This window comes from Bacillus sp. FSL W7-1085, assembly GCF_038595035.1.
Taxonomy (GTDB): Bacteria; Bacillota; Bacilli; order Bacillales; family Bacillaceae; genus Bacillus; species Bacillus altitudinis.
This window is the reverse complement of the sequence record NZ_CP152000.1, coordinates 2,707,543-2,732,380: the sequence shown is the minus strand read 5'-3', so window position 1 is coordinate 2,732,380 and position 24,838 is coordinate 2,707,543. Positions and strand designations below refer to the sequence as shown.

Here is a 24,838-nt window from a genome sequence, read left to right as displayed (position 1 = left end):
TGAGGAGTGACGTCAATGGAAAAGGAAAGCAAACGTGAACAACTGCTCAGTTTATTAGGGGAAATGCCGGAGCGCCATCGTGTGGAGGCGTATACGTTAAAGATTGAGGAACGTGAATCGTACTTAGTAGAAACACTCATTCTCTCTATTCATGGGGTGGAGGAAGTTCCGGCTTATTTTGTGAAGCCGAAAGATACAGTAAAAAAAAGGCCTGTTGTCTTGTTTCAGCATTCTCATGGTGGGAATTATGTGGATGGGAAAGAAGAGTTATTGAAGGGGGCTCATTATTTGCAAACGCCTTCATACGCAAAAGAATTCACTTCAAAGGGCTATAGTGTGTTGGCGATTGATCACGCGGGATTTGGTGAAAGAAGGGGAAGAACAGAAAGTGAAATTTTCAAAGAAATGCTGTTAACAGGAAAAGTGATGTGGGGCATGATGCTGTATGAGAGCATGTGTGCAATTGATTATTTGCTGTCCCGCTCTGATGTGCTTCCAGAGCGTTTAGCTGTTTTTGGGATGTCAATGGGCGGCCTTCTTTCATGGTGGACGGCAGCACTTGATGAGAGGGTCAGTGTGTGTGTGGATCTTTGCGCACAGGTTGATCATCACACATTGATTGAAACAAATCATTTAGATAGACACGGTTTTTACTATTATGTACCGAGCTTAGCTAAGCACTTTACAGCAGCTGACATCCAAGAAATGATTTTCCCAAGACCGCATTTAAGCTTAGTTGGAAAGCATGATCAGCTTACACCAGCTGAAGGTGTTGGACGAATTCAACAGACATTAAGTCAAGCCTATCAAGCTGCTTCCTTAAAGGAACGTTATCAGCTTGTAGGTTTACATGCAGGTCATTTTGAAACGGCTGCTATGCGCCACGAGGCTACACGTTTTTTGAAAAAGTGGCTGTAATCAATAGACGGCATGGACATACTACTCCGATAGAAGATGAAGGAGGAAACAGATGAAAAAAATCACCATGATTGGCGGATGTGGTGTCATCGGACGTTTATTAACTAACGAGCTCTCTTCGGAGTATGACCTGACCATCATTGATCAAACAAGATGTGTAAAAGAAGTCATTTTTGCAAATACGGCAAATGATGAGGAGTTGTTTCAAGCCATTCCAAGAGATACAGATGTGATCATTCATCTTTTAAACATAGACATGACGCATGATGTGATGAATGAAAAGGAGTTTGCAAAAATGAATGATGTGTTTTGGATAAGCACGTATAATATGTTTCGTTCAGCGGTCAGGTTAAGCATTCCAAAAGTCATTTTTGCAAGCAGTAATCATGTGACAGATCGATATGAAAAAGATGGTCACTCCTTACTAGGGCGAGAAATTACGACTGATGATGTACCAGCAACGAAAAATGTGTATGGCATTTTAAAATTTGCTTCCGAACAGCTTGGGCGTTTGTTTCACGATCAAACAGGTATGTCTGTCATCAATTTGAGAATTGGAACCGTCGTGACAGATGAGATGGAAGGATTGCACACTAAAAAAAGAACGAAACGAACGCTTCTTTCACATGAAGACCTTTTCGGCATGATCAAGGCTGCCATCGAAACGGACGTTCCATTCGGGACTTATTATGCTGTATCAGAAAACGAAGGAAAACCTTGGTCTACTGAGAAAGCGAAGCAGGAGTTAGGCTACAGGCCAGATGTCAATACGGCAGAAATTTTGAAAGAAAACGATCAGGCATAGGGCATAATCATGACATTAGCTCATGATCTTTTTCTTTTCATTGATGAGGCTAAAAGCACGAATGGCATGATCATCTCTGTGGTCTGTCATGATGATTATAGACGCTTTCTTCCCCCGTTTGTTACATTTTAATCACGATATCGTCAAAGGCTGCAGCTTATGTTCAGACGAAATGATAACGCTTACAAAGAAAGGGCGTGATGAACATAGATCGTTCTATTAAAGGCCGATTGTTCAATGTATTGAATTACTCTTTTCTACTCATGTTCGCATTAATATGTGTGCTCCCGTTCATCCATGTCATTGCCGCCTCTTTTGCGACAGTAGAAGAGGTCATCTCAAAGAAGTTTATTTTGTTTCCAACGACGTTTTCTCTAGAGGCCTATCGCTATATCTTTTCTACAGATATTGTGTATCGCAGCCTGATTGTATCCATTCTTGTGACACTCGTTGGAACAGCGGTCAGCATGTTTTTATCCTCACTCATGGCGTATGGGCTGTCTCGTCAGGAGCTAAAGGGCCGAAGAACCCTCATGTTTCTCGTTGTCTTCACGATGCTGTTTAGCGGAGGGATGATTCCGACGTTTATCGTCGTGAAAACACTTGGGCTGCTTGATACTTACTGGTCACTCATTCTGCCAGTGGCCATCAATGCATTCAATTTGATCATTTTGAAAAACTTCTTTCAAAACATACCGGCTAGCCTTGAAGAATCAGCGAAGATGGACGGCTGTAACGATTTAGGGATCTTCTTTAAAATCGTACTGCCACTTTCTTTGCCAGCTATTGCGACGATTTCACTTTTTTATGCCGTGACGTATTGGAATACGTACATGACAGCCATTTTATATTTAAACGATTCGGTGAAATGGCCAATTCAGGTCCTGTTAAGACAAATCGTCATTGTATCAAGCGGTATGCAGGGAGATATGTCAGATATGGGCTCATCAACACCGCCGCCAGACCAAACCATTAAAATGGCGGTCATCGTCGTGGCGACCATTCCCGTTCTGCTTGTCTATCCATTTATTCAAAAGCATTTCAACAAAGGGGCATTACTAGGTTCTGTAAAGGGTTAAAAAGATGGAATAACGGAGGGATCTTATGGGGAGAAAGAAATTATGGCTGATTGCCTTTGTTTTGTTATTTGCCGCAAGTGGTATTCTGTCAGCTTGTTCAAGTAAAGGGGCAAGTTCATCAGATGAAAAGGTTGATTTAGACAAAAAGGTGAAGCTGACATGGATGGCGATTTTATATCATCAGCAGCCGCCGAAAGATTCAGTGTTAGAAGAGATTGAGAAGCTCACAAATACAGAGCTTGATATTACGTGGGTGCCTGATGCGGTGAAAGAAGACCGTTTAAATTCAGCACTTGCCGCAGGGAACCTCCCGCAAATTGTGACGATTCAAGACATTAAGAATTCATCTGCTATCAATGCGTTTAGATCAGGCATGTTCTGGGAAATCGGTCCATACTTAAAGGATTATCCAAATTTAAGTAAGATGAACGAACTGATTAATAAAAATGCCTCTATCGATGGGAAGCTTTATGGCATTTATAGAGAGAGACCACTTTCAAGACAAGGGATTGTCATTCGAAAGGATTGGCTTGAAAATTTAAATTTGGATACACCAAAAACGCTGGATGACCTTTATGAAGTAGCCAAGGCATTTACTGAAAAAGATCCGAACAAAAATGGTAAGGACGATACAATTGGTTTTACAGACCGTAACGATTTGATTTACGGTGCATTTAAAACGCTCGGTTCTTATGAAGGAATGCCAACAGATTGGAAAGAAGAAAACGGCAAATTTACGCCAGACTTTATGACAGATGAGTATATGAATACAATGAAATATATGAAAAAGTTGCGTGACAATGGCTATATAAACAAAGACTTCCCAGTCACAAGCAAAACGCAGCAGCAAGAATTGTTCTCACAAGGAAAAGCGGGTATCTATGTTGGAAATATGGTAGATGCAGTGAACTTAAGAGATGATGCAACAGATAAGAACATGGAAGTGGATATTATCAACCGAATCAAAGGCCCAGATGGCAAAGAACGTGTATGGGCATCAGGCGGCCATAATGGCATCTTCGCCTTCCCTAAAACAAGCGTCAAATCAGAAGCAGAGTTAAAGAGAATTTTGGCTTTCTTTGACCGCATTGCAGAAGAAGACGTGTATGGTCTCATGACGTACGGGATTGATGGAAAGCATTATAACAAACAAGATGGAAATACATTTGTGAGGGAAGAAAGCCAAGTGAAAAGCTGGCAGACAGATGTACAGCCGCTTGTCAGCCTCGTAGGGATTGATAAACGTTACTTGAAAAATAAAGGCGATGCAGTTCGTACAAAATATGAAGAACTAGAAGAAGACAATAAAAACATCATTGTCGCTAACCCTGCTGAAAGCCTGTATTCAGAAACAGCATCAGAGCGAGGAAATGAATTGAAGAAAATCATCGATGATGCGACCTATAAGTTCATTCTTGGTGATATCAACGAAGAACAATTTAAGAAAGATGTAGAGAAGTGGAAATCAAATGGTGGAAATAAAATCATAGAAGAATATGAAGCTTCCTTTAAAAAATCAAAATGATGAACATGAAGACCCCCGCTTAGTAAAAAGCGGGGGTGTTTTCATTAAAAGTCGAAGTTGTCTGGATCAGGACCAATTCGTTTATTTTCATTTAAGGCAGACAGGCGCTTCATATCCTCATCAGATAGGACAAAATCGAAAATATCGGCATTTTCTTTTAAACGATGGGCTTTCGTTGATTTAGGAATCGTAATGACGCCTTTTTGCACATCCCAGCGCAAAATAATTTGAGCAGGTGTTTTGCTGTATGTGCCCGCAAGCTCCGTGATCAGCGGGTGGTGCAGCAGCTCTCCCTGCATAAGTGGTGACCAGGCTTCCATTTGGATACCATGTGTTTTCAAATACGTAAACAACGTTTCCTGCGTGAGTTTTGGATGAAACTCGACTTGATTAATCGCTGGAATGATGTCCGCATCTTTCAATAATTCATCTAGATGATGCGGCTGGAAGTTACTCACACCGATGGCTCTAACTTTTCCTTCACGGTACAGCGTTTCAAGCGCGCGCCAGGCTTCCTTGTATTTCCCTTCAACTGGCCAGTGAATTAAATACAGATCAAGGTAATCAAGCTGAAGTTTTTTCAGGCTGTCTTCGTATGCTTTTAGTGTCGCTTCATATCCTAAATCGGCATTCCACACTTTGGATGTCACAAAGATGTCTTCGCGGCGAAGGCCTGTTTCTGCTAGACCAAGTTGTATGCCTCGTCCAACACCTTCTTCATTGCCGTAAATAGAAGCTGTATCAATACTGCGATATCCTAATTGAATGGCTGTTTTAACAGCTTCAATTAATTCCGTTCCCTCTTCAACCTGAAAGACCCCAAGACCAAATCCTGGCATGCGGACGCCGTTGTTTAATGTTTTTGTACTTTGTAAATCGTTCATATGAAAGTCTCCTTTAAATGGTTTGTTTGTATTCTTTTTGTTCGATTTGATGACTCACCATCGTGAGTATAGCCGCCATGAGCACCATGATGCCGCCAACCCAGCCGGTATGCACAAGCCCAAGGGTATCTGTCACGATACCGCCTAAAAATGAACCAATGGCGATACCTGCATTAAAGGCAGCGATATTCAGAGCGGAAGCAACATCGACAGCTCCAGGTGTATACCTTTCTGCAAAATCAACGACGGCAACTTGAAGGCCGGGTACATTCATGAAAGCAAACAGTCCCATCAGCATCACAGTTCCAATCCCGAGTGTCATAAATCCAGCAGTAAAGCTAAGGATAAACAAGATGAGACTTTGAATGATAAACATATAAATCAGTGCTTTCATTGGCTGTTTATTCGCTGCTTTTCCGCCAATGACATTCCCAGCGGCGATGGTCATCCCGTATAACAGCAGGATCAAGGCAACTGTTCCAGGCGCAAGACCTGTCACATGCTGCAAGAGAGGGGATAAATAGGTGAAGACGACAAAAGTTCCTCCATACCCTGTAGCAGTAATGACAAATAAAAGCAAAATTCTTTTCGTCTTTAATAAGGCTGCTTGATCCTTAAACGTTGTTTTCACACCCTGTTTCAATTGAGACGGAACAAGGAAATAGTTAGAAATCAGTGCGATTAGGCCAATCATGACAATCACACCAAATGACGTCCGCCAGCCGAGCTCATGACCAAGAAACGTACCGAATGGCACACCGGTCACAGTAGCGACTGTTAAACCAGTGAACATAAAGGCAATAGCGCTTGCCCGCTTTTCTTTCACCACAAGGCTTGCGGCAATGGTCGAGCCAATCGACATAAATACGCCATGTGATAGGGCTGAAATCACTCGTCCGATTAAGAGCACAGAAAAAGTCGGGGCAATCGTGGCAAGTGTATTTCCAATGAGAAAGACGAGCATAATGAGCAAAAGCAATGTCTTTTTGTTCATAGCGGAAGTCAGGGAGGTTAGAATTGGTGCGCCAAAGGTAACACCGAGCGCATATAAAGAAACGGTCCAGCCGGCCTGACTGACACTCACGCCAAAGTCCTCTGAGATCATCGGTAGGAGACCTACAGAGATAAATTCAGTTGTACCTATAGCAAATGCACTAATCGCTAGTGCGAGAAGGGCAAAGTGATTTTGTTTGTTTTGCATAGTGATTCACATCCTTCTTTCATGACATTTTAATAGACGAAGCCGATCGGCAAGAGTTATTATCTAACATAGATAACAGAAAAAAAAGTACGTACTTTTTTGTAATATAGGTACTAAAAAGTGCCTGTACAGCATCAAAAGGAGTGAAGAGACGTTGGAAAAGAAGAAATATAATATCTCTGTGGAAGCAACGCTTGAAGTGATCGGCGGGAAATGGAAGTGTGTCATTTTATGTCATTTAACACATGGGAAAAAGCGGACGAGTGAACTGAAGCGCCTCATGCCAAATATCACGCAAAAAATGCTCACACAGCAGCTGAGAGAGCTTGAAAATGACGGTGTGATTAACCGCATTGTATATGAACAAGTGCCGCCTAAAGTGGAGTATGAATTAAGTGAATACGGACAGTCACTTGAGCGAATTTTGAATGCGTTATGTGATTGGGGGGCAGCCCATATTGAACGAGTGTATGGCGAGCCGCTTTCAGTGCTGGAAGACAGTATTCTAAATGAACAGTTTAAATAAAAAAGTCCCGCTTCTTGTGAGAGCGGGACTTTGCTTTATATGCCTTTTTTCTGATCACGGTACTTCCCAGGTGTTGTGCCTTCCAGCTTTTTAAAGGAGCGGATGAAATTTTGCGGATTTTTATATTTTAGCTTTTCCGAAATTTCTTTCACCGACATATCCGTCTCCACCAACCAGTTTTTGGCGACATGATGTCTGTAAGACGAGAGATATTCACTAAAGGAGATATCCATTTCCTTTCTGAAAATACTACTTAAATAATTTGGATTGTAGTGCAGGCGTGTAGCGATTTCGTCCAATGTCAGATCTGAGTCAAATTCTTGATGAATGATATGAATGATTTTCTCTGAGATATTTTTATATTGAGAGTCTTCACGCGCGCCGAGCTGATCAATGATGGGTCGAATGATCTCATGTTTCAGCCACGCTTCTGTATCTTCAAACGTTTTAAACTCAAAGATCGTATCATAGAGCATTTTATTATCTTCGACTTCAAACAATTCAATGCCTAGCAAATGCATCAGCTCGATGAGATTGTTTAAAAAACGAGCGAGAGCAATCTGGTACTCATGTGGTCCAGCATTTTTAGAAAAAATGGATTGCAGAAGCACATGTAAATAGTGATCTGCCTTGCCTTGATCGCCTGCTTTAATGGCATCAAATAAATCATGCTGCAGCTGTTTTGGGAAATGAGTCTTAAACGTCTTTCCTTGCTGAATGTGCTCGTATAAAAGAATGGATTTTTTCTCTGCCTTGAGCCTATATTTTAAGGCTTCTTTTCCCTCAATATAAGCATGTTTGGCCATAGAGAGCTCTTTAAATGAGCGACTGATCCCAATGCTGATCGATAAGCCCAGCTCTTCCTCAATCCGCTGCTGAATTGTTTCGGCTAATTGATTTAAATATTCAGTAAATTCCTCTTCTGACTTCGATTGATTGAGAACAATCGTCGTTTGATGCTGATTGACAACGGTCGGCTGAAGGTGCTCCTCTAGCGGAATAATCTGCTCAATCAGTCCGTTTATCGCAAATAAAAGCAAGTCTGCATCCTTTTTTTCATACGGCGTTCCTTTTAGTGTATCGATTTGGGTCACAAGCATGGACAAATGGGACCAGTCACGAGGAAAGCCTAGACTTTGAAATCGGTTGTGAATCTCTTCTTCCGTCAGTTTGCCAAGCAGCAGCCGCACCATAAAGTATTGCTGTAAGTGGGTCACTTGCTGCTCAATCCGTTCCTCTAGATCATTGTTTTGATCTTTCATTTGTTTAATGCTCGATTCGATGAGCTCAAATTCATTTTGGAAAGGCTGTTTATGCAAAAACGACTCATTACGTGCAAAGGATTCGTATAATAAGCGAATCGGTTTATAAAAGTGTCTAGAGCCAAACCATGAAAATAATAATGAAAGCGCTAACAAAATAAAGCAAATAATAAAGGTGATCCACCCGATTGATTTCGTTTGCTGCTTTAGTTCTGGAATGGAGACAAAGGATAAGTATGTCCATTCGTTATAATCTGATTTTTGAAACGTAATTTGATAGTTTAGTTCATCGATTTTCATATCAAATTGTCCGGATCGTTCTTCAAGTGACAGGACATGTTTGACGAAATCTTGATTTTTTAACGAGTCACCAATTTGTTCTTTTCGATTATGTAGCAGCACTTTTCCGTTTGTATCAATGACAAACATACTATCAGATTGAGAGAAGTCAGGCATGTTGTCAGCAATCACGCAGCTTGGAATGCTGGCGACGGCGATCCCCTTCTTTTGGACACTGTTCATCGGAAGCTGCTTGATTAAATTCACATTGTATTTGCAAAAGGATGTCTTTCCTTCTTTTGTTGAGACAAGTGGATTATTTTCTTCAAGTGCCCAGCTGGAATGACTCGGAATATTGAGGTAAGAGGTTAACGCTTTCTCTTGATCTCCGTTTGAGACATGATAAAGACCAGAATTGTTCATATACCAATCTTCCATTTTACTAACAAGTGTAATATTGGAGAGATCGGTGTCGAAGGTTTGCAGGTAATTCAGTTCTTGCTGGACTTGATTATAAAGTTGGAATTGGTCTGGATTTAAAGGTTCTGCCAGTGTTTGAAGGAGAGGCGGCGAACTGACATAGTGAGTGAGAGAATGATCTACTGTCTTTAGAATATGCTCAATATTGGATTGCGTTTGTTTGACGCTGTCCAGCTTTTCATTTGAAATATTTTCGAGTGCAGTTTTTTGCGAATGCTGATAAGAAAAAATACCGACAATAATAACAGGAATTGTACTAAGCACGAAAAAAAACGTCACCAGCTTGTAATAAAATTTATACTGCTTTCTTTTCATAAAACCCCCCATTTCAAACGAAACAATCTTTTCCCCTTAGTTTATTAATCCAAAAATCTGGTAGGTTTGTCAATAATCATTTTCTGAGATTAGGATCATTTTCTTATGTTTTATGTAACGTTTTGAGTAGCTTCCCCTGAGTAAATATGATCTGATGATATGATTGTAGACGGATTTTTCATCCTTAAGATACAGTTAACACATGCATCAGCATGAGGGGAGGCTTTATCTGTGAAAACACAGGATGTCACTGCCAAGGGTGTGCCTGCGGCAGCTTTGAAAAAAGAAAAGAGAAAGCGCTTACTTAATCAATTACTTAGTCAAAAATTTCTGTATTTAATGATTTTGCCAGGGCTCCTTTATTTTCTTGTCTTTAAATATGTCCCTATGTGGGGGCTGATCATTGCCTTTCAAGATTACCAGCCGTTTCTCGGAATTCTTGGCAGTGAGTGGGTTGGCTTCAAACACTTTATTCGCTTATTTACAGAACCAACATTTTTCATCTTATTAAAAAATACGCTCATTTTATTTGCCATGAATGTCGTGATTTTCTTTCCGATTCCAATCTTATTAGCCCTTCTTTTAAACGAGGTCAGATTGGCACTGTTTAAGAAATTTGTTCAGACAATGATTTATATTCCTCACTTCATGTCATGGGTGATTGTCGTGTCCTTATCTTTTGTTTTGTTAACGGTAGATGGCGGGTTAATCAATGAATTGATTGCTTTCTTCGGAGGAGAAAAGATTAACTTCCTTCTTAGTCAAGAATGGTTTAGACCCATGTACATTTTGCAGGTAATCTGGAGAGAAGCGGGTTGGTCAACCATTATTTATCTTGCAGCGATTACAGCAGTAGATCCGCAGCTATATGAAGCAGCAAAAATGGATGGAGCCGGCAGACTCAGACAAATGTGGCACATCACCCTTCCTGCGATTAAAAGTGTCATTGTTGTACTGCTCATTTTAAAAATCGGTGATACATTAGAGCTTGGATTTGAACATGTCTATTTATTACTCAATGCGACCAACAGGGAAGTCGCAGAGATTTTTGATACGTATGTGTATACAGCTGGTCTGAAGCAAGGACAATTCAGCTATAGTACCGCTGTTGGTTTATTTAAAGCAGCCGTTGGACTTATTTTGGTCATGATGGCAAACCGTTTAGCGAAGAAGTTTGGAGAAGAAGGGATTTATTAAAAGGGGAGATGAAGACCAATGACATTATCGATTGAAAAGGGATCACCGCTTGAGCATGCAGAGAAATTAGCACAAACAATAATGAAAGCGTATACACCGATTGAACTTCCGCCAGCTGGAAGGTGGCACTATCATCAAGGGGTTTTCCTTTGCGGAGTGATGAAGCTTTACGAAGCAACAGAAAACGAGGCGTACTTTGATTATGTGAAAAATTATGCTGACTCACTCATTGATGACCATGGGAATCTGTTATTCCGCAGAGACGAGCTTGATGCCATTCAAGCAGGGCTCATTTTATTCCCGCTGATTGAAAGAACGGGAGAGAAGCGGTATGGGAAGGCAGCAGAAAAGCTTCGTGGGCTTTATCGGACGCTGAATCGCACGTCTGAGGGCGGTTTCTGGCATAAAGACAATTATGCCTATCAAATGTGGCTAGATGGTCTTTATATGGGTGGGCCTTTTGCTTTAAAGTATGCCCAGTTGACAGGAGAATCGGAGCTGGTGGACATGGTCATCCATCAAGAGCATCTCATGAGAAAGCATACCAAAGATGAAAAAACGGGCCTTTACTATCATGCATGGGATGAACGGAAAGTGATGCCATGGGCTGATCAACAGACGGGTTGTTCCCCAGAATTTTGGGCAAGATCCTTTGGCTGGTATGTCCTTGCGTTAGCCGATATGATCGAAGATTTACCAGAAGGACATGAAGGACGAAAAGTGTGGAAGGACACACTGACAAATATGCTGGAAAGTGTGGCAAAATATCAGGACGACGAGACGGGTCTATGGCATCAAATCATTGATAAAGGAAGTCATAGCGACAATTGGCTTGAAAGCTCAGGGTCATGTCTATTCATATATGCAATGGCAAAAGCCATGAATGAAGGATATGTCAGTCTTCGATATGTTGATCACGTGGTCAAAGCGTATCAAGGATTGATTCAGTATAAAACGGAGGAAAAAGACAACGGCGATTTTACGGTGAACGATATTTGTATTGGAACATCTGCGGGATTTTATGACTATTACGTTGGCAGAGAGCGGAGCACGAATGATTTGCATGGAGCAGGCGCTTTTATTATGGCGTTAACTGAACTAGAAAAGCTGTCTGTGTTTCAAAAGGTATGAGGCGGCATCAAAGGGCTGCGGCATGGCTCCTCAGCTTCATCGCTGCCTTTTATTTGTCCGCCTGTCAGGGGAAAACAGAGGGGATTGATGTGCTTATTTTTTCTGACATGTCAAAAGCAATGAAAGACCAATTAGTGGAGAAAGCTTTTCAACCAAATCAGGAGACATACGACGTTCACATCTTCCCTGCAATTCCTGAAAAACTTCTTGTTGAAATAACTGCAAAAGAGGGGGACGTGATGTTTGTCCCGGAAGAAATGTTTAGAACATATGATGATTCTGAAAGCTTTCAGCTGCTTGAAGAGATGCGGATAGATGGCGAAGGGGCAGGACCATATACGGTGGAAGATGCAAAGACGGGAAATACAGTCGATTATGCGGTCCAAATCAAGAAAGGAACAAAGCAGCTAAATGGCTATACCTTTCGATTACACCGAGATATGGTCGCCTTCATTCCTGTGTATGCGGAGAAATCTAAAGAGGCACTGTCTCTCATGAAGCAGCTTCGTGAAAACCAATAGAAAAAGGGGTGGGGGAATGTGAAAAGGGTCGCTGTTTGCGGGCTCAGTCACCGTGCCTTCAATATGTTTATCAAACCGCTCACCGAGGATTTCAACGAGCATTACAGGATTACAGGGCTCTTAGATGTAGATGAGAAGCGGTATACACTTTGTCAGGAGCGTTTTCCATCACTAAGGGGCGTCTCATTTTTTCATGAGGATGCATTTGGTCAGATGGTGAAGGAAGCAAGACCAGATATCGTCATTGTGGCGGGGCGAGATGATACACATGTCACATATATCCTGCAGGCACTGGATCATGATCTGGATGTCATAACGGAAAAGCCGATGGTCACAACAGCAAAAGACGCCAAACAGGTGATGGAAAAAGAGGCAGAAAGCAAAGGGAAGGTCACCGTCACCTTTAATTATCGCTACAATCCATTCCATCGAAAGATAAAAGAGCTCATTTTAGATGGAAAGATTGGAAGGGTCACGTCTGTTGAGTTAAGCTGGCTCATTGATACGTATCACGGAGCCAGTTATTTTAAAAGGTGGAACCGCTCGCGTCAATATTCAGGCGGTCTGTCTATTCATAAATCGACCCATCACTTTGACTTGGTCAACTGGTGGATTGATCAAAAGCCGAAGCAAGTATTTGCCTATGGCGCACTGAATTATTATGGGGATGAAAGTCCTTGGAATCCTTTGCAGGGTGAAGAGAATCGATATTGTGGAACCTGTCATGTAAGAGATACCTGTCATTATGAAGCAAGGTGGAATCGGCGGGTAGAGCGCACAAAGGTGGAGGATGACCATATTGAATCGGGTGAGCAGCAGTCAAAGCAATACTCAAATTATCGCCCGGATGCTTGTATTTTTGATCGGGAAATTGATATTGAGGATACATATGTGGCGTCAGTGGCTTATGATCAGGGGGCTTTGTTAAGTTATTCGATTCAATTTTCAGCGCCATATGAAGGCTACCGGCTTGCGATTAACGGGACGAAGGGACGGATTGAAACAAATGAGTTTCATGTGCCATCGAGAATCCCTTTTCAATTCCCTGAACAGACAATTGCATACTACCCGATGTTTGGTGGAAAAGAAACGATTGAAGTTGTGAAACAATCAGGTGGTCATGGAGGCGGAGATCCGCTATTATTAGCAGATTTATTTTTAGGAAAAGATCCGCTCATTCCTTATGACATTTCGGCAGGAGCAGAGGCGGGGGCTTATTCCATTGCACTTGGCGAAGGCATGTGGCGCTCAGTTGCAGAAAAACGCCCGATTGAAATAGAAGAATTGTTTCAAAAAGAGACGGTGTAACGAGAAAGAGAGGAGGGAAGAGAGATGGATCATGATGGATCAATGAGTAGAATGCTGCGCATGTGTGAGTGGGTGATGAGACTCGCCTATACGAATTTGTTATGGCTTTTGTTCACTTTACTTGGGCTTGGAATCCTTGGCTTCATGCCTGCAACAACAGCGTTATTTTCTGTGATGAGAAAGTGGATACAAGGGCACGAGCAAGTCAGCGTCTTTCAAACCTTTTGGAAAGTATACCGCGAAGAATTTGTACGCTCTAATGTCATTGGAGTGGTGCTGGTCATCATCGGGACAATTATTTATGTAGACCTTGCTTATATTTATCCAACGAGTTGGTTTTTACACGTGCTTCGCTTTGCGATCTATATCTTTGGTTTTCTGTTTATTGTCAGCTTGTTTTATATCTTTCCGCTGCTGGCTCATTATGATTGGAAAAAGCGTCTTTATTTGAAATTTTCCCTTCTGCTTGGCATCTCGTATTTGCAATATACGCTCTCTATGCTCGTTTTCTCGGCTGTTCTCTTTATCCTATTTGCTTATTTGCCAGGGATCGTGCCGTTTTTTAGCATCAGCATTCTCGCATATGGCCACATGTGGCTAGCCTATCAAGTGTTTAAAAAGATAGAGTTTGAAAGTGAGCAGCCGGCAGTTGATGTGAAGAAACGATTCCCGTCTTTCCTTCAATCCAAGCGGGTGAATACGCAGTGATGTGTATGATTTGCTATAATGGTGTCACCGTGAATAAAAGGAGAGATGAGAGTCGTGTCAGTAAAAGAAATTTCAATAGAAGAATTAAAGCAAAAGCTAGAGCAAGAAGAAGCCATTCAACTCGTCGATGTGCGTGAGGATGAAGAGGTAGCAGAAGGCATGATTCCAGAGGCAGTCCATATTCGAATGGGCGATATTCCTGAGAAGCTAGATGCGTTTGATAAGACGCAAGAGTATTATATTATTTGCCGTTCTGGTAAACGCAGTGAGAATGTCTGCTATTTCTTAGAAGACCAAGGCTATCAAGCAACCAATGTCGTTGGGGGCATGCTTGCATGGACAGGAGAAACAAAACCAAAGCTGTAAAAAGAAGTCCTTTCATCGACAAGATGGAAGGCTTTTTTTTTGTTCATATGTCCGTCTCTATTTGCATAAAAATAGAGTAGCAAGAGAAGGGAGAGTGGCATATGTGCTGAAGGTAGCTGTATTTGATGAAGAACACGAGAAAGATTTGCAAAGCGAAATCAATCTTTTTTTAAAAGGAATGGACGACGACCAAATTATTGACATCAAATACAATGTGGCGGTGATCTGTGAGCAAGGAGGAGAGCAGCTCTACTGTTTTTCAGCGCTCATTTTATATAAAAAATAAAAGGACCTGCTGAAGGGTCCTTTCAGCGTGTAGACAAACCCTCGCATTCGTTGTCAGTCCTGCGTGCTGGTGCTCACGAATGTCAAATTCGCTCCGCGCCAGTACTCGTCCTTCCTAGTCTGCAAAGGTTTTCTATCACGCTGAAAAGAAGAAAAAGGGCTAAAATAAAGGTCCTTTTGACATGATCAACTAGCATCAATATGTAAACGATGCTTTTTGCAGTGAACGCATTGAAAGAGGTAGCCTTGTAAGTCTCCTCCGTTCACGAGCCATTGTTTCAGGTTCTCTTTTGTGAAATGTCCACCACTGCAAATCTCTTCAATATCCTCTGAGAGTTCTTCCTCTAAATGCTCAATTTCTTTCCATCCAACATACTGCACAATCGCGCAAAAATCCCCGCAATGGCTTAACCAATATTCCTGCTGCCATCCGCGGTAACCCGGCGTTCTGTAGATCAGTTCATCTATATATTCTTCATGATCGACGTCATCACAACTCACATCGTCTTGAAACATTCCATTATATGTTTGAGCAGCTGATCCATCTTTAATGCACCAAGGACAAATGCCAGAAACGTCTTCAACAGAATAAAAAGGACCATGATATACATAATCTCGTTCTTTCTCACAAACGGGGCATATCGTCTGCTCTTTTTTAATCACATGTAATGAAACTGGGTCTGGGTTGTACTTGAACGTAGGTAACGTCATATAAACCTCCATTATGTAGAAAAGTGATGATTCAACACTATTTTATCGGAATACGCGATGTCATGACAATCTTCAATTATTTCAACGAGAAAAAAAGCCGTTCGGATGAGGAACGACTTTTCTCTTGTGATGATTATGCTTTTTTTACTCTTGGACTTCTTGGTTTATTGTACTTATTTGCTTGTTTAATCGCTCTTCGTTCTTCATTTAATGATTTGTACAGAGATACAATCATTAAAATGATGACAACAGAGAACGGTAAAGCAGCAAGTTTGGCTGTGTTTTGCAAGGCTTCAAGACCGCCTGAAAATAAGAGCACTGCCGCAACTGCTGACTGGATAATACCCCAGCTGATCTTTACACTATTGGATGGATTTAATGATCCATAGGTTGTCTGCATTCCGAGAACGAATGTAGCTGAGTCTGCTGATGTGATAAAGAATACCGCAATTAAAATAAGAGCTAGAATCGATGTGATCATTGCCAGCGGATATTCATTTAGTACACCAAAAAGCATGGTTTCCGTAGAAAGGCCTGCAACATCGACAATATTCTTTTGCTGTAAGTCCATCGCAGAAACACCGAAAATAGAGAACCAAAGAAATACAAGGATAGATGGAGCAACTAACACACCAACTAAAAACTCTCGAATGGTTCGTCCACGTGATACACGTGCAATAAAGATCCCGACAAATGGTGCCCAAGAGATCCACCATGCCCAATAAAAGATCGTCCATCCGTTAATCCATTCTCTCTTTTCAGGGTCATTTGGAGATAAGCGAAAGCTCATTTGAACGATGTTGGATAAGTATTGTCCAATAGAGTCAGTAAATGAATTTAAAATATAAACTGTTGGACCTACCAAAAGTAAGAAAAACATCAGAACAGCTGCTAATACCATGTTGATATTACTTAAATATTTAATCCCTTTACCAATACCGCTAAGAGCAGATGCAAGGAAGAGCACCGTCACAATGATGATAATAATCAATTGTGTGCTAAAGGCATTTGGAATGTTAAATAGATAATCCAATCCGCCATTGATTTGTGCTGCGCCTAATCCTAAGCTCGTTGCAACACCAACAACTGTCGCAAACACAGCAATACAATCAATGGTTTTTCCGATCCATCCGTGCGTTTTATCTCCTAAAACTGGCTGCAGTGTTGCACTGATTAAGCCAGGCGCATCTTTTCTAAATTTAAAGTATGCAATGCAAAGCGCAACAATGGCATAGATCGCCCATGCATGAAGTCCCCAGTGGAAAAAAGTATAGCGAAGGGAATCACGGAAGGCTTGTGCAGTTTCAGTGTCACCCGTTGGTGATTGAATCGCATAATGACTGATCGGTTCAGCTGCTCCGTAAAAAACAAGCCCAATACCCATTCCAGCACTAAATAGCATGGCAAACCAAGAAAAAAGACCAAATTCAGGCTCTTCACCTGGCTTTCCTAACGTAATTTTTCCGATAGGGCTAAAGATAAAGAATAGACAAAAGCCGACTAGAAGCGATACGACTAATAAATAATACCAGCCAAAGTCATTTGTAATGTATGTTTGAATTTGATCTGTCACATTTTGCAGTGATTCTGGAGAAAAGGCTCCCCATAGAACGGCAATAAATGTGATAGCAATCACAATCCAAAATACACTTGATACGTTTTTCACACCATCTCACTCTCCTGTTGTTCTACACGTTTAAGCAGAGGATTTTGTTTAATATCCCCTGTCTCAACTATTTTCAAACAAAAAGAGGCGAGTTTCTCACTCGACCTCTATTTTACCGTAACATGTTTTGCTTCCATTTATCAACCATCGATATGTGAAGATGACTTTTCTTCAATTCGTTTGCGCAGACGGTAGACATATTCTTTTAAACAAACTGCGAAAATCGTAAACGCTAAAATAATGGCGATTTTTAACGGGGTAATGGACAGCTTCATAAAGAAAGCGGCTGTCAAACTAATGACAACTGCAAGGACAATCGGAAGTGCGCGTCTAATCATTGAAATCTCTCCTTTACTTCTAGTGCGGCATTCATGCCAGCTAACCTGCCTGTCACAAGTGCTGACGTAATATTGTAACCACCTGTGTAACCGTGAATATCTAAAATTTCTCCGCAGAAATAAAGACCGGCCATTTTTTTGGATGCCATTTTCTTCGGTTCAATTTCTTTGACAGAAACGCCGCCACCTGTAACAAAGGCTTTATCTAAAGAAAGCGTCCCATTTGCATGGACGATGAAATGTTTACAATCATGAGCAAAAGCGCGCAGTTTATCTTTAGCCAGACCAGAAAATGTCTCCTGCGGATCAATGCCATTTCGTTCTAAAAGGAACAATAAATAGCGCTCTTGCATCCAAGATTTCAGGACATTTTTAATGGCTTTTTTTGGTTCATCTTTTAGATCGCGATGAAGCTTTTGGAATAGCTCCTCGTCATTGAGCTTTGGGTATAAGTCAATTTGAAGGCGGACGGCCGGCTGCTTTTTCAGTTCCTTCACAACAAATCCGCTGCATCTCAGAACGGCAGGACCTGATAAGCCAAAGTGTGTAAAGATCATATCCATGACATGAGTGACGACGGGTTTTCCTTTTTTATTTAAAACACTCACGGCCACACTTCTTAATGAAAGACCTTGAAGCACTTTGTCCTTAATAAAACGCTCGTCTGACGTGACGGGTACTTCGGTTGGGAAGAGCTCTGTAATGGTATGACCAGCGGCTTCTGCCCATGCATAGCCATCGCCAGTAGAGCCTGTATGCGGCACACTTTTCCCGCCAACAGCAATGACAACGGCATGACTTGAAATTTTTTCATCATTATTTGTAACAATTCCAGCTGCTTGTCCGTCTTGATACAGAACGGTTTTAATCTTTTCATTCGTTCGAATGGTCACATTGAGCACACGGAGCCTATCTAATAGGGCATCCACAACAGATTGTGCTTTGTTTGAGACAGGGAACATACGTCCATGGTCTTCTTCTTTTAGTTCAATACCTAGATTTTCAAAGAACGAAATAATATCCTCGTTATTGAACTCAGAAAATGCACTATATAGAAAACGGCCGTTTCCGGGAATATGCTTGATGATTTCTTCTACTGGAAGGCGATTGGTCACATTGCAGCGTCCACCGCCAGAAATGGCGAGCTTTCTGCCAAGTTTGTTTCCTTTGTCAATTAACAGAACCGATGCACCGTGTTCTGCCGATGCAATCGCGGCCATCAGTCCAGAAGGTCCACCGCCAATGACAATGACATCATAATGTTTCATGTTACATTCCTCTTTCTACTTTCAGTCATTTCTCTATTATAACGAAGATTGGGGAAGGCTGAAATATGAATTGATTGGTTTTGTGACTTCTGTATTGGATTTGTTACCTGTGCGATGAAATGATGTGTTAAAATAGTTAAGTTGAATATTCATTAGAAAAATGGTGGTTAAGCGCATGTCTAATAAACTGCTTCGTGGTACGTTGGTTTTAACGATAGGGACTTATCTCTCTCGTATTCTTGGTATGATTTACTTAATTCCATTTAGCGCAATGGTCGGAGCGACTGGTGGTGCGCTATTCCAATATGGATACAATCAGTATACGATCTTTTTAAGTATTGCTACGCTCGGTTTTCCAACAGCGGTATCGAAATTCGTCTCTAAATATAATGCAATTGGCGATTATGAGACAACAAGAAAAATGTTCAGGGCGGGTATGTCGGTCATGCTTGTCACCGGTATTATCGCCTTTTCTATTTTATATTTGACCGCACCGATCTTTGCCAAGATTCAGCTTGGAGGATCGAATGAAACGGGCGGTTTGACGGTCGATCAAGTGGTTTATGTGATTCGGATGGTCAGTTTGGGTCTATTGGTTGTACCCATTATGAGTCTTGTGCGAGGGTTTTTCCAAGGACACTCGATGATGGGCCCGACAGCTGTTTCCCAAGTCATCGAACAACTTGTCAGAATCATCTTCCTATTAACAGCGACGTTTATCATTTTAAAAGTGCTTGACGGCGGTCTTGTTATTGCGGTTGGTTATGCCACATTTGCCGCACTCATTGGTGCGTTTGGCGGTCTATTTACGCTTTATTTATATTGGCTGAAGCGGAAAGATCGGCTTTTGGCAATGCAGCCGAATACAGGGGACTATTCTGGATTATCTTATAAGCAAATGTTTACAGAGCTGTTCAGTTATGCAGCACCCTATGTGTTTGTTGGGCTTGCCATTCCGATTTATTCTTATATTGATACAAATACAATTAACAGAGCGATGATTGCATCAGGACATCAGGATATTAGTACAGCGGTTCTGTCTATTGTGACGTTATATTTACCGAAGCTTGTCATGATTCCTGTGTCACTTGCAACTGCATTTGGTTTAACATTGATTCCTACCATAACGGAATCCTTTACAGCGCGAAATTACAAGCTGCTGAATCGACAAATTGATCAAACGATGCAGGTCATTTTATTCTTCGTTCTGCCTGCTTCATTTGGTATTTCGGCATTGGCTGGACCAGTTTATTGGTTTTTCTATCCGTCTGTGCATCCTGAGATTGGGACTTCTATTTTGTTTTGGTATGCACCTGTTGCGTTACTGTTTTCTTTATTCACCATTAACGCAGCGATTTTACAAGGGATTAACAAACAAAAATTTGCGATCGTCAGTCTTTTGTTAGGGATTATCATTAAAACGGTTCTCAATATCCCGCTGATTAGCTGGTTGCAAGGAAACGGTTCTGTGCTTGCAACGGCATTAGGCTACAGTGCCTCGATTTTGTATATGTTCATCATGATCAAGCGCCATGCAGGCTATTCGTTCCGCAGGATTTTCAAACGGTTTATTTTAATTGGTATTTTAACAGCAATCATGGCTGTAGTGGCTTATGTGACATGTCAGCTTGTAAGTCAAGTCATTTCATATGAAGGCGGAATCATACAAGCTGGTATTGTTATTTTGATTTCAATGATTACTGGCGGCGGTGTGTATATGTTCTTATCTTATAAAGTTGGATTGTTAGAGCGTGTACTTGGCAGCCGGATGCCGTCATTTTTAAGAAAAAAGAGTTAGAAGGGGTGGAGAAGCATGAGGCTTGATAAATTGCTGGCCAATACCGGCTTTGGTTCAAGGAAAGATGTAAAGAAGCTGGTCAAGGCCCGGGCTGTCACAGTGAATGGAGAAGTGGCGAAGCAGGTGAAAGATCATGTCGATCCAACAAATGATGAAGTGCTCGTGCATGGAGAGCGTGTAGAGTATAAAGAATTCATTTATCTCATGATGAACAAGCCAGACGGTGTCATTTCAGCAACGGAGGATCTGCGAGATGAGACGGTTGTTGATTTACTAGAGCCAGAGGATATTGCAAGGGAGCCATTCCCTGTGGGGAGACTGGATAAGGATACAGTCGGTCTCCTCCTCCTTACAAATGACGGCCAGCTTGCTCATCAATTGTTATCTCCGAAAAAGCATGTCCCGAAAACGTATGAAGTTCATCTAAAATACCCGCTTGGAGATCAAGACATCACTCGTCTTGAAGAGGGAGTTGTGATTTTAGACGACTACCGAACGAAGCCGGCGAAGGTTGAAGTAGATGCCAACCAAGAGGCAGATACACGAATCCGTTTAACGATTACTGAAGGGAAGTACCATCAAGTGAAGCTGATGGCACAAGCAGTCGGCAATGAAGTGATCTTTTTAAAACGGCTCTCGATGGGGGCTGTTTCATTAGACGAAGATCTGGCGCCAGGAGAATACCGTGAATTGACGGAGGAAGAGTTAGACAGCTTAATCAATCGTGATTAATATAGAGAAAAAGAAAAGAAGACAAAGGGCTAAAATGAACTTGATTTTAGCCCTTTGTCAACAAAATGAAAAGAACCGGCGATATCGCCGGTTCTTTTTGTTATATGGAAGTTCATTATTCGCTTATGATGATATTTTTACTTTTTTTCTCGTTGTTTCCCATTTGCCTCTGCTTGGACTATGAACAAGATCGTTATAGGCAAGCACGTTTAAGTCTCTTTGGATGGTTCTAGGTGTGATCCCGAATTCATCAACCAGCTCTTGTGTCGTCACAAGACCTTTCTCTTGAATGAACATATAAACTGATTTTATTCGAGTCATCATACGGTTTGTTGAAGGTTTCAAAAAACCACTCCCTATCAATAAGATCGGATGGACTTGACTAACCACAACTTACTACACTAAAACTGCGACATAAGGACATGCAACAATGGTAAATGTTCGTGTTTCTTAATGTTTTATTCTATTATACACGTTATTATGCATCTAGTTCCACCAAAAAGTCAACTTTACGTGTTTTTAAACTTGTCTTCATGAATGAAATTATGGTATATATCATGATTTGAATCCGGTTACAACCCAATAAACACAAGGTGTATAAAGAAAATTGCCACTTAAGAAAGAGTAAAAAATAAACACAGAAAATTTACAAAATAAAAAATCATTCATACAAAAAAGACACATTCAAATGAGAAATGTGTCTTTTTATTTTGGTTATCCTTCTAAGAAAAAGAGCTGCATGAAAAATAAGACGGCAAAAATGAGCACAAGAATATGCACTTCTTTCCATTTTCCTTTTGCCAGCTTCACAAGTGGATATGAAATAAATCCTAGTGAAATTCCTGTAGAGATGCTAGATGTCAGCGGCATGGAAAGAATCACAAGAAAAGCAGGAAATGCTTCGTCAAGCTCATTCCAGCGAATACGTGACACTGAATTCATCATCAAACAGCCGACAATGATTAAGACAGGTGAAGTGATGGACGGCAAAGACGAAATGGCTTGAACGAGCGGACCAAAAAACAAAGCCACAATAAACAATGCAGCAACGGTTAAAGAGGTCAGTCCAGTTCTTCCGCCAGCAGCCACTCCTGATGAAGATTCAATGTAAGCTGTGGTTGGGCTTGTTCCAAACATTGAGCCAATTGTCGTTGCAGCAGAGTCAGCAAGTAAGGCTCTGCGTACTTTTGGGAGCTGACCATTTTTCATTAAACCTGCTTGTTCCGCAACCCCGATCATTGTTCCTGTTGTATCAAAAATCGTCACAAGTAAAAAGGAGAAGACAACAGCATACAAGTGATGGGAAAATACATCGCCAAACGCAGCGAATGGATTTGTAATCAGCATTCCTTCAGGCAGTGCTGGGGTATCCACTAGCACTTTAGGAAAATGAAGCTGACCTGTTGCAAGTGCAATTAACGTGGTTGCTAACATGCCGATAAACAGCGCTCCATTCACTTGAAGAACCATTAATATGACAGAAATCATTAAACCAACGAGTGTCAAAATGACAACAGGTGAGCTTAAATTGCCAAGCTTCACAAGATTTTGTGGATCAGCAGTGATGATTCCAGACTGTCTTAGCCCAATGAATGCAATAAATAATCCGATACCTGCTGTAATCCCGTACTTTAAATTATCTGGAATCGCCTCAATGAGTTGTTTTCTAAGGGATGTTAACGATAAAATAATAAAGAGTATTCCAGCAACAAATACCGCACTAAATGCTGTTTGATAGCTGAGACCCCCACCACCGACAACAGTGACGGTGAAATAGACATTCAGCCCCATACCTGGTGCAATGGCAATCGGATAGTTTGCAAAGAGTGCCATCCAGAGTGTACCGACAACAGCAGCGATAATGGTTGCAGTAAAGACTTGGTCAAAAGGAATGCCTGCATCTGAAAGGATTCCTGGATTGACGGCTACAATATATACCATCGTAAAGAATGTCGTCATACCAGCGAGTAATTCTTTCTTTATATTGGTTTGGTTCTCTTTTAACTGAAACATAAAATCCTCCATTTACGAACATTATTACAAAACACTTAATATAATATTCGTTTTAAGGGTGGATTGCAACCTTTTTTCAAGGAGGAATGGAAAAATGAATTGGGAAGCAGAAGTCATACGAAAAAAAGACAATTTGATTCAGGATACACAATCTTTTTTACAAATTGAAAGTGTCTTGGATGAAGAAGGCGGCACAGCAGGAAAACCGTTCGGTGAAAAAGTGGATGAGGCTCTTCAGTATATGCTTAAAAAAGGGCAGGACGAGGGCTTCAAAGTGAAAAATGTTGATGGTTATGCTGGTCATATTGAATATGGAGAAGGCGAAGATATCGTCGGTGTGCTATGCCATGTGGATGTCGTGCCTGCGGGAGACGACTGGACAACCCCGCCATTTTCAGCGGACATAAGAGAAAATAAAATCTTTGCAAGAGGAGCCATTGATGATAAAGGGCCGACCATGGCCGCGTTTTACGCATTGAAAATGTTAAAAGATGCCGGTCTGCCGCTGTCGAAAAAGATTCGAATCATCATTGGCACAGATGAAGAAAGCGATTGGAGATGCGTCGATCACTATTTCAAGCATGAGGCGATGCCGCAAATCGGGTTTGCGCCAGATGCTGATTTTCCAATTATTCATGCTGAAAAAGGGATCATAGATGCCATCGTATCCTTTACATACGAACAATCAGAAGAAAACAAGCGTTACATCCTCAAGCAATTCACATCAGGCATGCGTCTCAATATGGTCCCAGATGAGGCTCGCGCGATTGTGGCAGCAGCAAATGATCACGATGCCGAATCCTTAAAAACGGCTTTTGCAGCCTATCTTGCAGAAAATCAGCTAACCGGTAAGACAAACCATACAGCAGATGGACTGACATTCACATTAAAAGGTGTATCAGTTCATGCAATGGAGCCGGCGAATGGCACAAATGCGGGCATTCATATGGCGAATTTCTTATGTGCGCATGAATTAGATGAAAGAGGGCTCGCTTTTACATCACAAATAAATGCTTTATTTGATCAAGACACAAGAGGACAAAAACTCGGCATCGCTTGTAAGGATGATATTAGTGGTGACTTGACCTTGAATGTTGGCACAATCCGCTATTCGCAAAACGAAGAAGCGAAGCTTGGGCTGAATGTCCGCTATCCTGTAACAGCGGACGGTGAGGAAGTCAAAAAAGGGATTGAACGAATAAAAGGGGCAGCGATTGAGAAATTTGATGACAGTCCTCCTCATCACGTCTCAAAAGACCATCCACTTGTGAAAACATTACAGCGTGTCTACGAAGAACAAACAGGAGATCCTGCCCATCTTATTGCGATTGGGGGAGGAACGTATGCAAGGTCATTAGAAGCAGGCGTTGCCTTTGGCCCTCTATTCCCAGGAAGACCTGATTGTGCACATCAAAAGGATGAATATATCGAAATCGATGATTTACTACGAGCAACTGCGCTATATGCACAAGCCATGTATGAATTGGCGAAATAAAAAAGGATAGAGAAGAGGGGATTCACC

The 24,838-nt window shown here is 41.4% G+C and carries 24 protein-coding genes; 15 read left to right on the top strand and 9 right to left on the bottom strand.

The genetic code is table 11. The features are described 5' to 3' along the window. Positions 1-15 precede the first annotated feature (15 nt). The 4 genes from MKY11_RS14035 to MKY11_RS14020 all read left to right on the top strand — a co-directional run bounded on the left by MKY11_RS14035 (position 16) and on the right by MKY11_RS14020 (position 4,327). Positions 16-918 carry an alpha/beta fold hydrolase gene (locus MKY11_RS14035; RefSeq protein WP_160757435.1) on the top strand — a complete coding sequence of 301 codons (903 nt, stop codon included), beginning with the start codon at positions 16-18 and terminating at the stop codon, positions 916-918. Between the two features lie 52 nt (positions 919-970). Continuing rightward, positions 971-1,723, top strand: a complete 753-nt coding sequence (locus MKY11_RS14030; RefSeq protein ID WP_268430991.1) for an NAD(P)-dependent oxidoreductase — start codon at positions 971-973, stop codon at positions 1,721-1,723. Between the two features lie 218 nt (positions 1,724-1,941). Next, a complete protein-coding gene (locus MKY11_RS14025; protein WP_089374176.1) occupies positions 1,942-2,802 on the top strand; it encodes a carbohydrate ABC transporter permease in 861 nt (286 codons plus the stop codon). A 25-nt stretch (positions 2,803-2,827) separates the two neighbouring features. After that, positions 2,828-4,327 (top strand): extracellular solute-binding protein, encoded by a 1,500-nt coding sequence (locus MKY11_RS14020; RefSeq protein WP_008343015.1) that lies wholly within the window; start codon positions 2,828-2,830, stop codon positions 4,325-4,327. 44 nt (positions 4,328-4,371) lie between these two features. On the opposite strand, the gene MKY11_RS14015 is transcribed toward MKY11_RS14020, so the two are convergent. Both MKY11_RS14015 and MKY11_RS14010 read right to left on the bottom strand, forming a co-directional pair. Continuing rightward, on the bottom strand, positions 4,372-5,211 hold the full coding sequence (locus MKY11_RS14015) for an aldo/keto reductase (RefSeq protein ID WP_039168372.1): 840 nt from the start codon (positions 5,209-5,211) through the stop codon (positions 4,372-4,374). A 13-nt stretch (positions 5,212-5,224) separates the two neighbouring features. Continuing rightward, positions 5,225-6,412 carry an MFS transporter gene (locus MKY11_RS14010; RefSeq protein WP_024719303.1) on the bottom strand — a complete coding sequence of 396 codons (1,188 nt, stop codon included), beginning with the start codon at positions 6,410-6,412 and terminating at the stop codon, positions 5,225-5,227. Between the two features lie 154 nt (positions 6,413-6,566). On the opposite strand from MKY11_RS14010, the gene MKY11_RS14005 reads away from it, so the two are divergent. Next, positions 6,567-6,938, top strand: a complete 372-nt coding sequence (locus tag MKY11_RS14005) for a helix-turn-helix domain-containing protein (protein ID WP_008343017.1) — start codon at positions 6,567-6,569, stop codon at positions 6,936-6,938. Positions 6,939-6,973: 35 nt separating this feature from the next. Here the strand turns inward: MKY11_RS14005 and MKY11_RS14000 are convergent, their stop codons facing one another. Next, on the bottom strand, positions 6,974-9,274 hold the full coding sequence (locus MKY11_RS14000) for a helix-turn-helix domain-containing protein (RefSeq protein WP_144680029.1): 2,301 nt from the start codon (positions 9,272-9,274) through the stop codon (positions 6,974-6,976). 231 nt (positions 9,275-9,505) lie between these two features. Here MKY11_RS14000 and MKY11_RS13995 point away from each other — a divergent pair, with 231 nt between their 5' ends. The 7 genes from MKY11_RS13995 to MKY11_RS13965 all read left to right on the top strand — a co-directional run bounded on the left by MKY11_RS13995 (position 9,506) and on the right by MKY11_RS13965 (position 14,791). Beyond that, positions 9,506-10,471 carry a sugar ABC transporter permease gene (locus tag MKY11_RS13995; RefSeq protein WP_008343019.1) on the top strand — a complete coding sequence of 322 codons (966 nt, stop codon included), beginning with the start codon at positions 9,506-9,508 and terminating at the stop codon, positions 10,469-10,471. An 18-nt stretch (positions 10,472-10,489) separates the two neighbouring features. Continuing rightward, entirely contained in the window at positions 10,490-11,602 is a 1,113-nt protein-coding gene (locus tag MKY11_RS13990; protein ID WP_342501498.1) for a glycoside hydrolase family 105 protein, read from the top strand. Continuing rightward, positions 11,599-12,123 (top strand): hypothetical protein, encoded by a 525-nt coding sequence (locus tag MKY11_RS13985; protein ID WP_060781306.1) that lies wholly within the window; start codon positions 11,599-11,601, stop codon positions 12,121-12,123. Before MKY11_RS13990 ends, MKY11_RS13985 begins: the two co-directional genes overlap by 4 nt. An 18-nt stretch (positions 12,124-12,141) precedes the next feature. After that, positions 12,142-13,431 carry a Gfo/Idh/MocA family oxidoreductase gene (locus MKY11_RS13980; RefSeq protein WP_342501497.1) on the top strand — a complete coding sequence of 430 codons (1,290 nt, stop codon included), beginning with the start codon at positions 12,142-12,144 and terminating at the stop codon, positions 13,429-13,431. A 24-nt stretch (positions 13,432-13,455) separates the two neighbouring features. Then, a complete protein-coding gene (locus MKY11_RS13975; protein WP_039168385.1) occupies positions 13,456-14,139 on the top strand; it encodes a YesL family protein in 684 nt (227 codons plus the stop codon). Between the two features lie 54 nt (positions 14,140-14,193). Then, on the top strand, positions 14,194-14,505 hold the full coding sequence (locus MKY11_RS13970; RefSeq protein ID WP_017358336.1) for a rhodanese-like domain-containing protein: 312 nt from the start codon (positions 14,194-14,196) through the stop codon (positions 14,503-14,505). A gap of 103 nt (positions 14,506-14,608) precedes the next feature. Then, on the top strand, positions 14,609-14,791 hold the full coding sequence (locus tag MKY11_RS13965; RefSeq protein WP_003217582.1) for a sporulation protein Cse60: 183 nt from the start codon (positions 14,609-14,611) through the stop codon (positions 14,789-14,791). A 185-nt stretch (positions 14,792-14,976) separates the two neighbouring features. Here the strand turns inward: MKY11_RS13965 and MKY11_RS13960 are convergent, their stop codons facing one another. From MKY11_RS13960 to MKY11_RS13945, 4 genes are all read right to left on the bottom strand, one after another. Then, a complete protein-coding gene (locus MKY11_RS13960) occupies positions 14,977-15,501 on the bottom strand; it encodes a CbrC family protein (protein WP_017358334.1) in 525 nt (174 codons plus the stop codon). A gap of 133 nt (positions 15,502-15,634) precedes the next feature. Continuing rightward, positions 15,635-17,167: a BCCT family transporter gene (locus tag MKY11_RS13955; RefSeq protein ID WP_041093413.1), complete on the bottom strand. Its 1,533-nt coding sequence runs from the start codon at positions 17,165-17,167 to the stop codon at positions 15,635-15,637. Between the two features lie 140 nt (positions 17,168-17,307). Continuing rightward, a complete protein-coding gene (locus MKY11_RS13950) occupies positions 17,308-17,505 on the bottom strand; it encodes a hypothetical protein (protein ID WP_008343027.1) in 198 nt (65 codons plus the stop codon). After that, positions 17,502-18,773: an NAD(P)/FAD-dependent oxidoreductase gene (locus MKY11_RS13945; RefSeq protein WP_050827578.1), complete on the bottom strand. Its 1,272-nt coding sequence runs from the start codon at positions 18,771-18,773 to the stop codon at positions 17,502-17,504. Before MKY11_RS13945 ends, MKY11_RS13950 begins: the two co-directional genes overlap by 4 nt. 175 nt (positions 18,774-18,948) lie before the next feature. Between MKY11_RS13945 and MKY11_RS13940 the strand changes: the two genes are divergently transcribed. Then, the gene (locus MKY11_RS13940; protein WP_017358331.1) at positions 18,949-20,571 is read left to right on the top strand and encodes a polysaccharide biosynthesis protein; all 1,623 of its coding nucleotides are present in this window, start codon (positions 18,949-18,951) and stop codon (positions 20,569-20,571) included. A 15-nt stretch (positions 20,572-20,586) separates the two neighbouring features. Next, on the top strand, positions 20,587-21,303 hold the full coding sequence (locus MKY11_RS13935; protein WP_017367874.1) for a pseudouridine synthase: 717 nt from the start codon (positions 20,587-20,589) through the stop codon (positions 21,301-21,303). Between the two features lie 123 nt (positions 21,304-21,426). Here the strand turns inward: MKY11_RS13935 and MKY11_RS13930 are convergent, their stop codons facing one another. Then, positions 21,427-21,648, bottom strand: coding sequence for a DeoR family transcriptional regulator (locus MKY11_RS13930; RefSeq protein ID WP_008356419.1), 222 nt, complete (start codon positions 21,646-21,648; stop codon positions 21,427-21,429). Positions 21,649-22,017: 369 nt separating this feature from the next. Beyond that, positions 22,018-23,316, bottom strand: coding sequence for an NCS2 family permease (locus MKY11_RS13925; RefSeq protein ID WP_041093420.1), 1,299 nt, complete (start codon positions 23,314-23,316; stop codon positions 22,018-22,020). 94 nt (positions 23,317-23,410) lie between these two features. Here MKY11_RS13925 and pepV point away from each other — a divergent pair, with 94 nt between their 5' ends. Beyond that, entirely contained in the window at positions 23,411-24,811 is a 1,401-nt protein-coding gene (gene pepV / locus MKY11_RS13920; RefSeq protein ID WP_342501496.1) for a dipeptidase PepV, read from the top strand. Positions 24,812-24,838 lie beyond the last annotated feature (27 nt).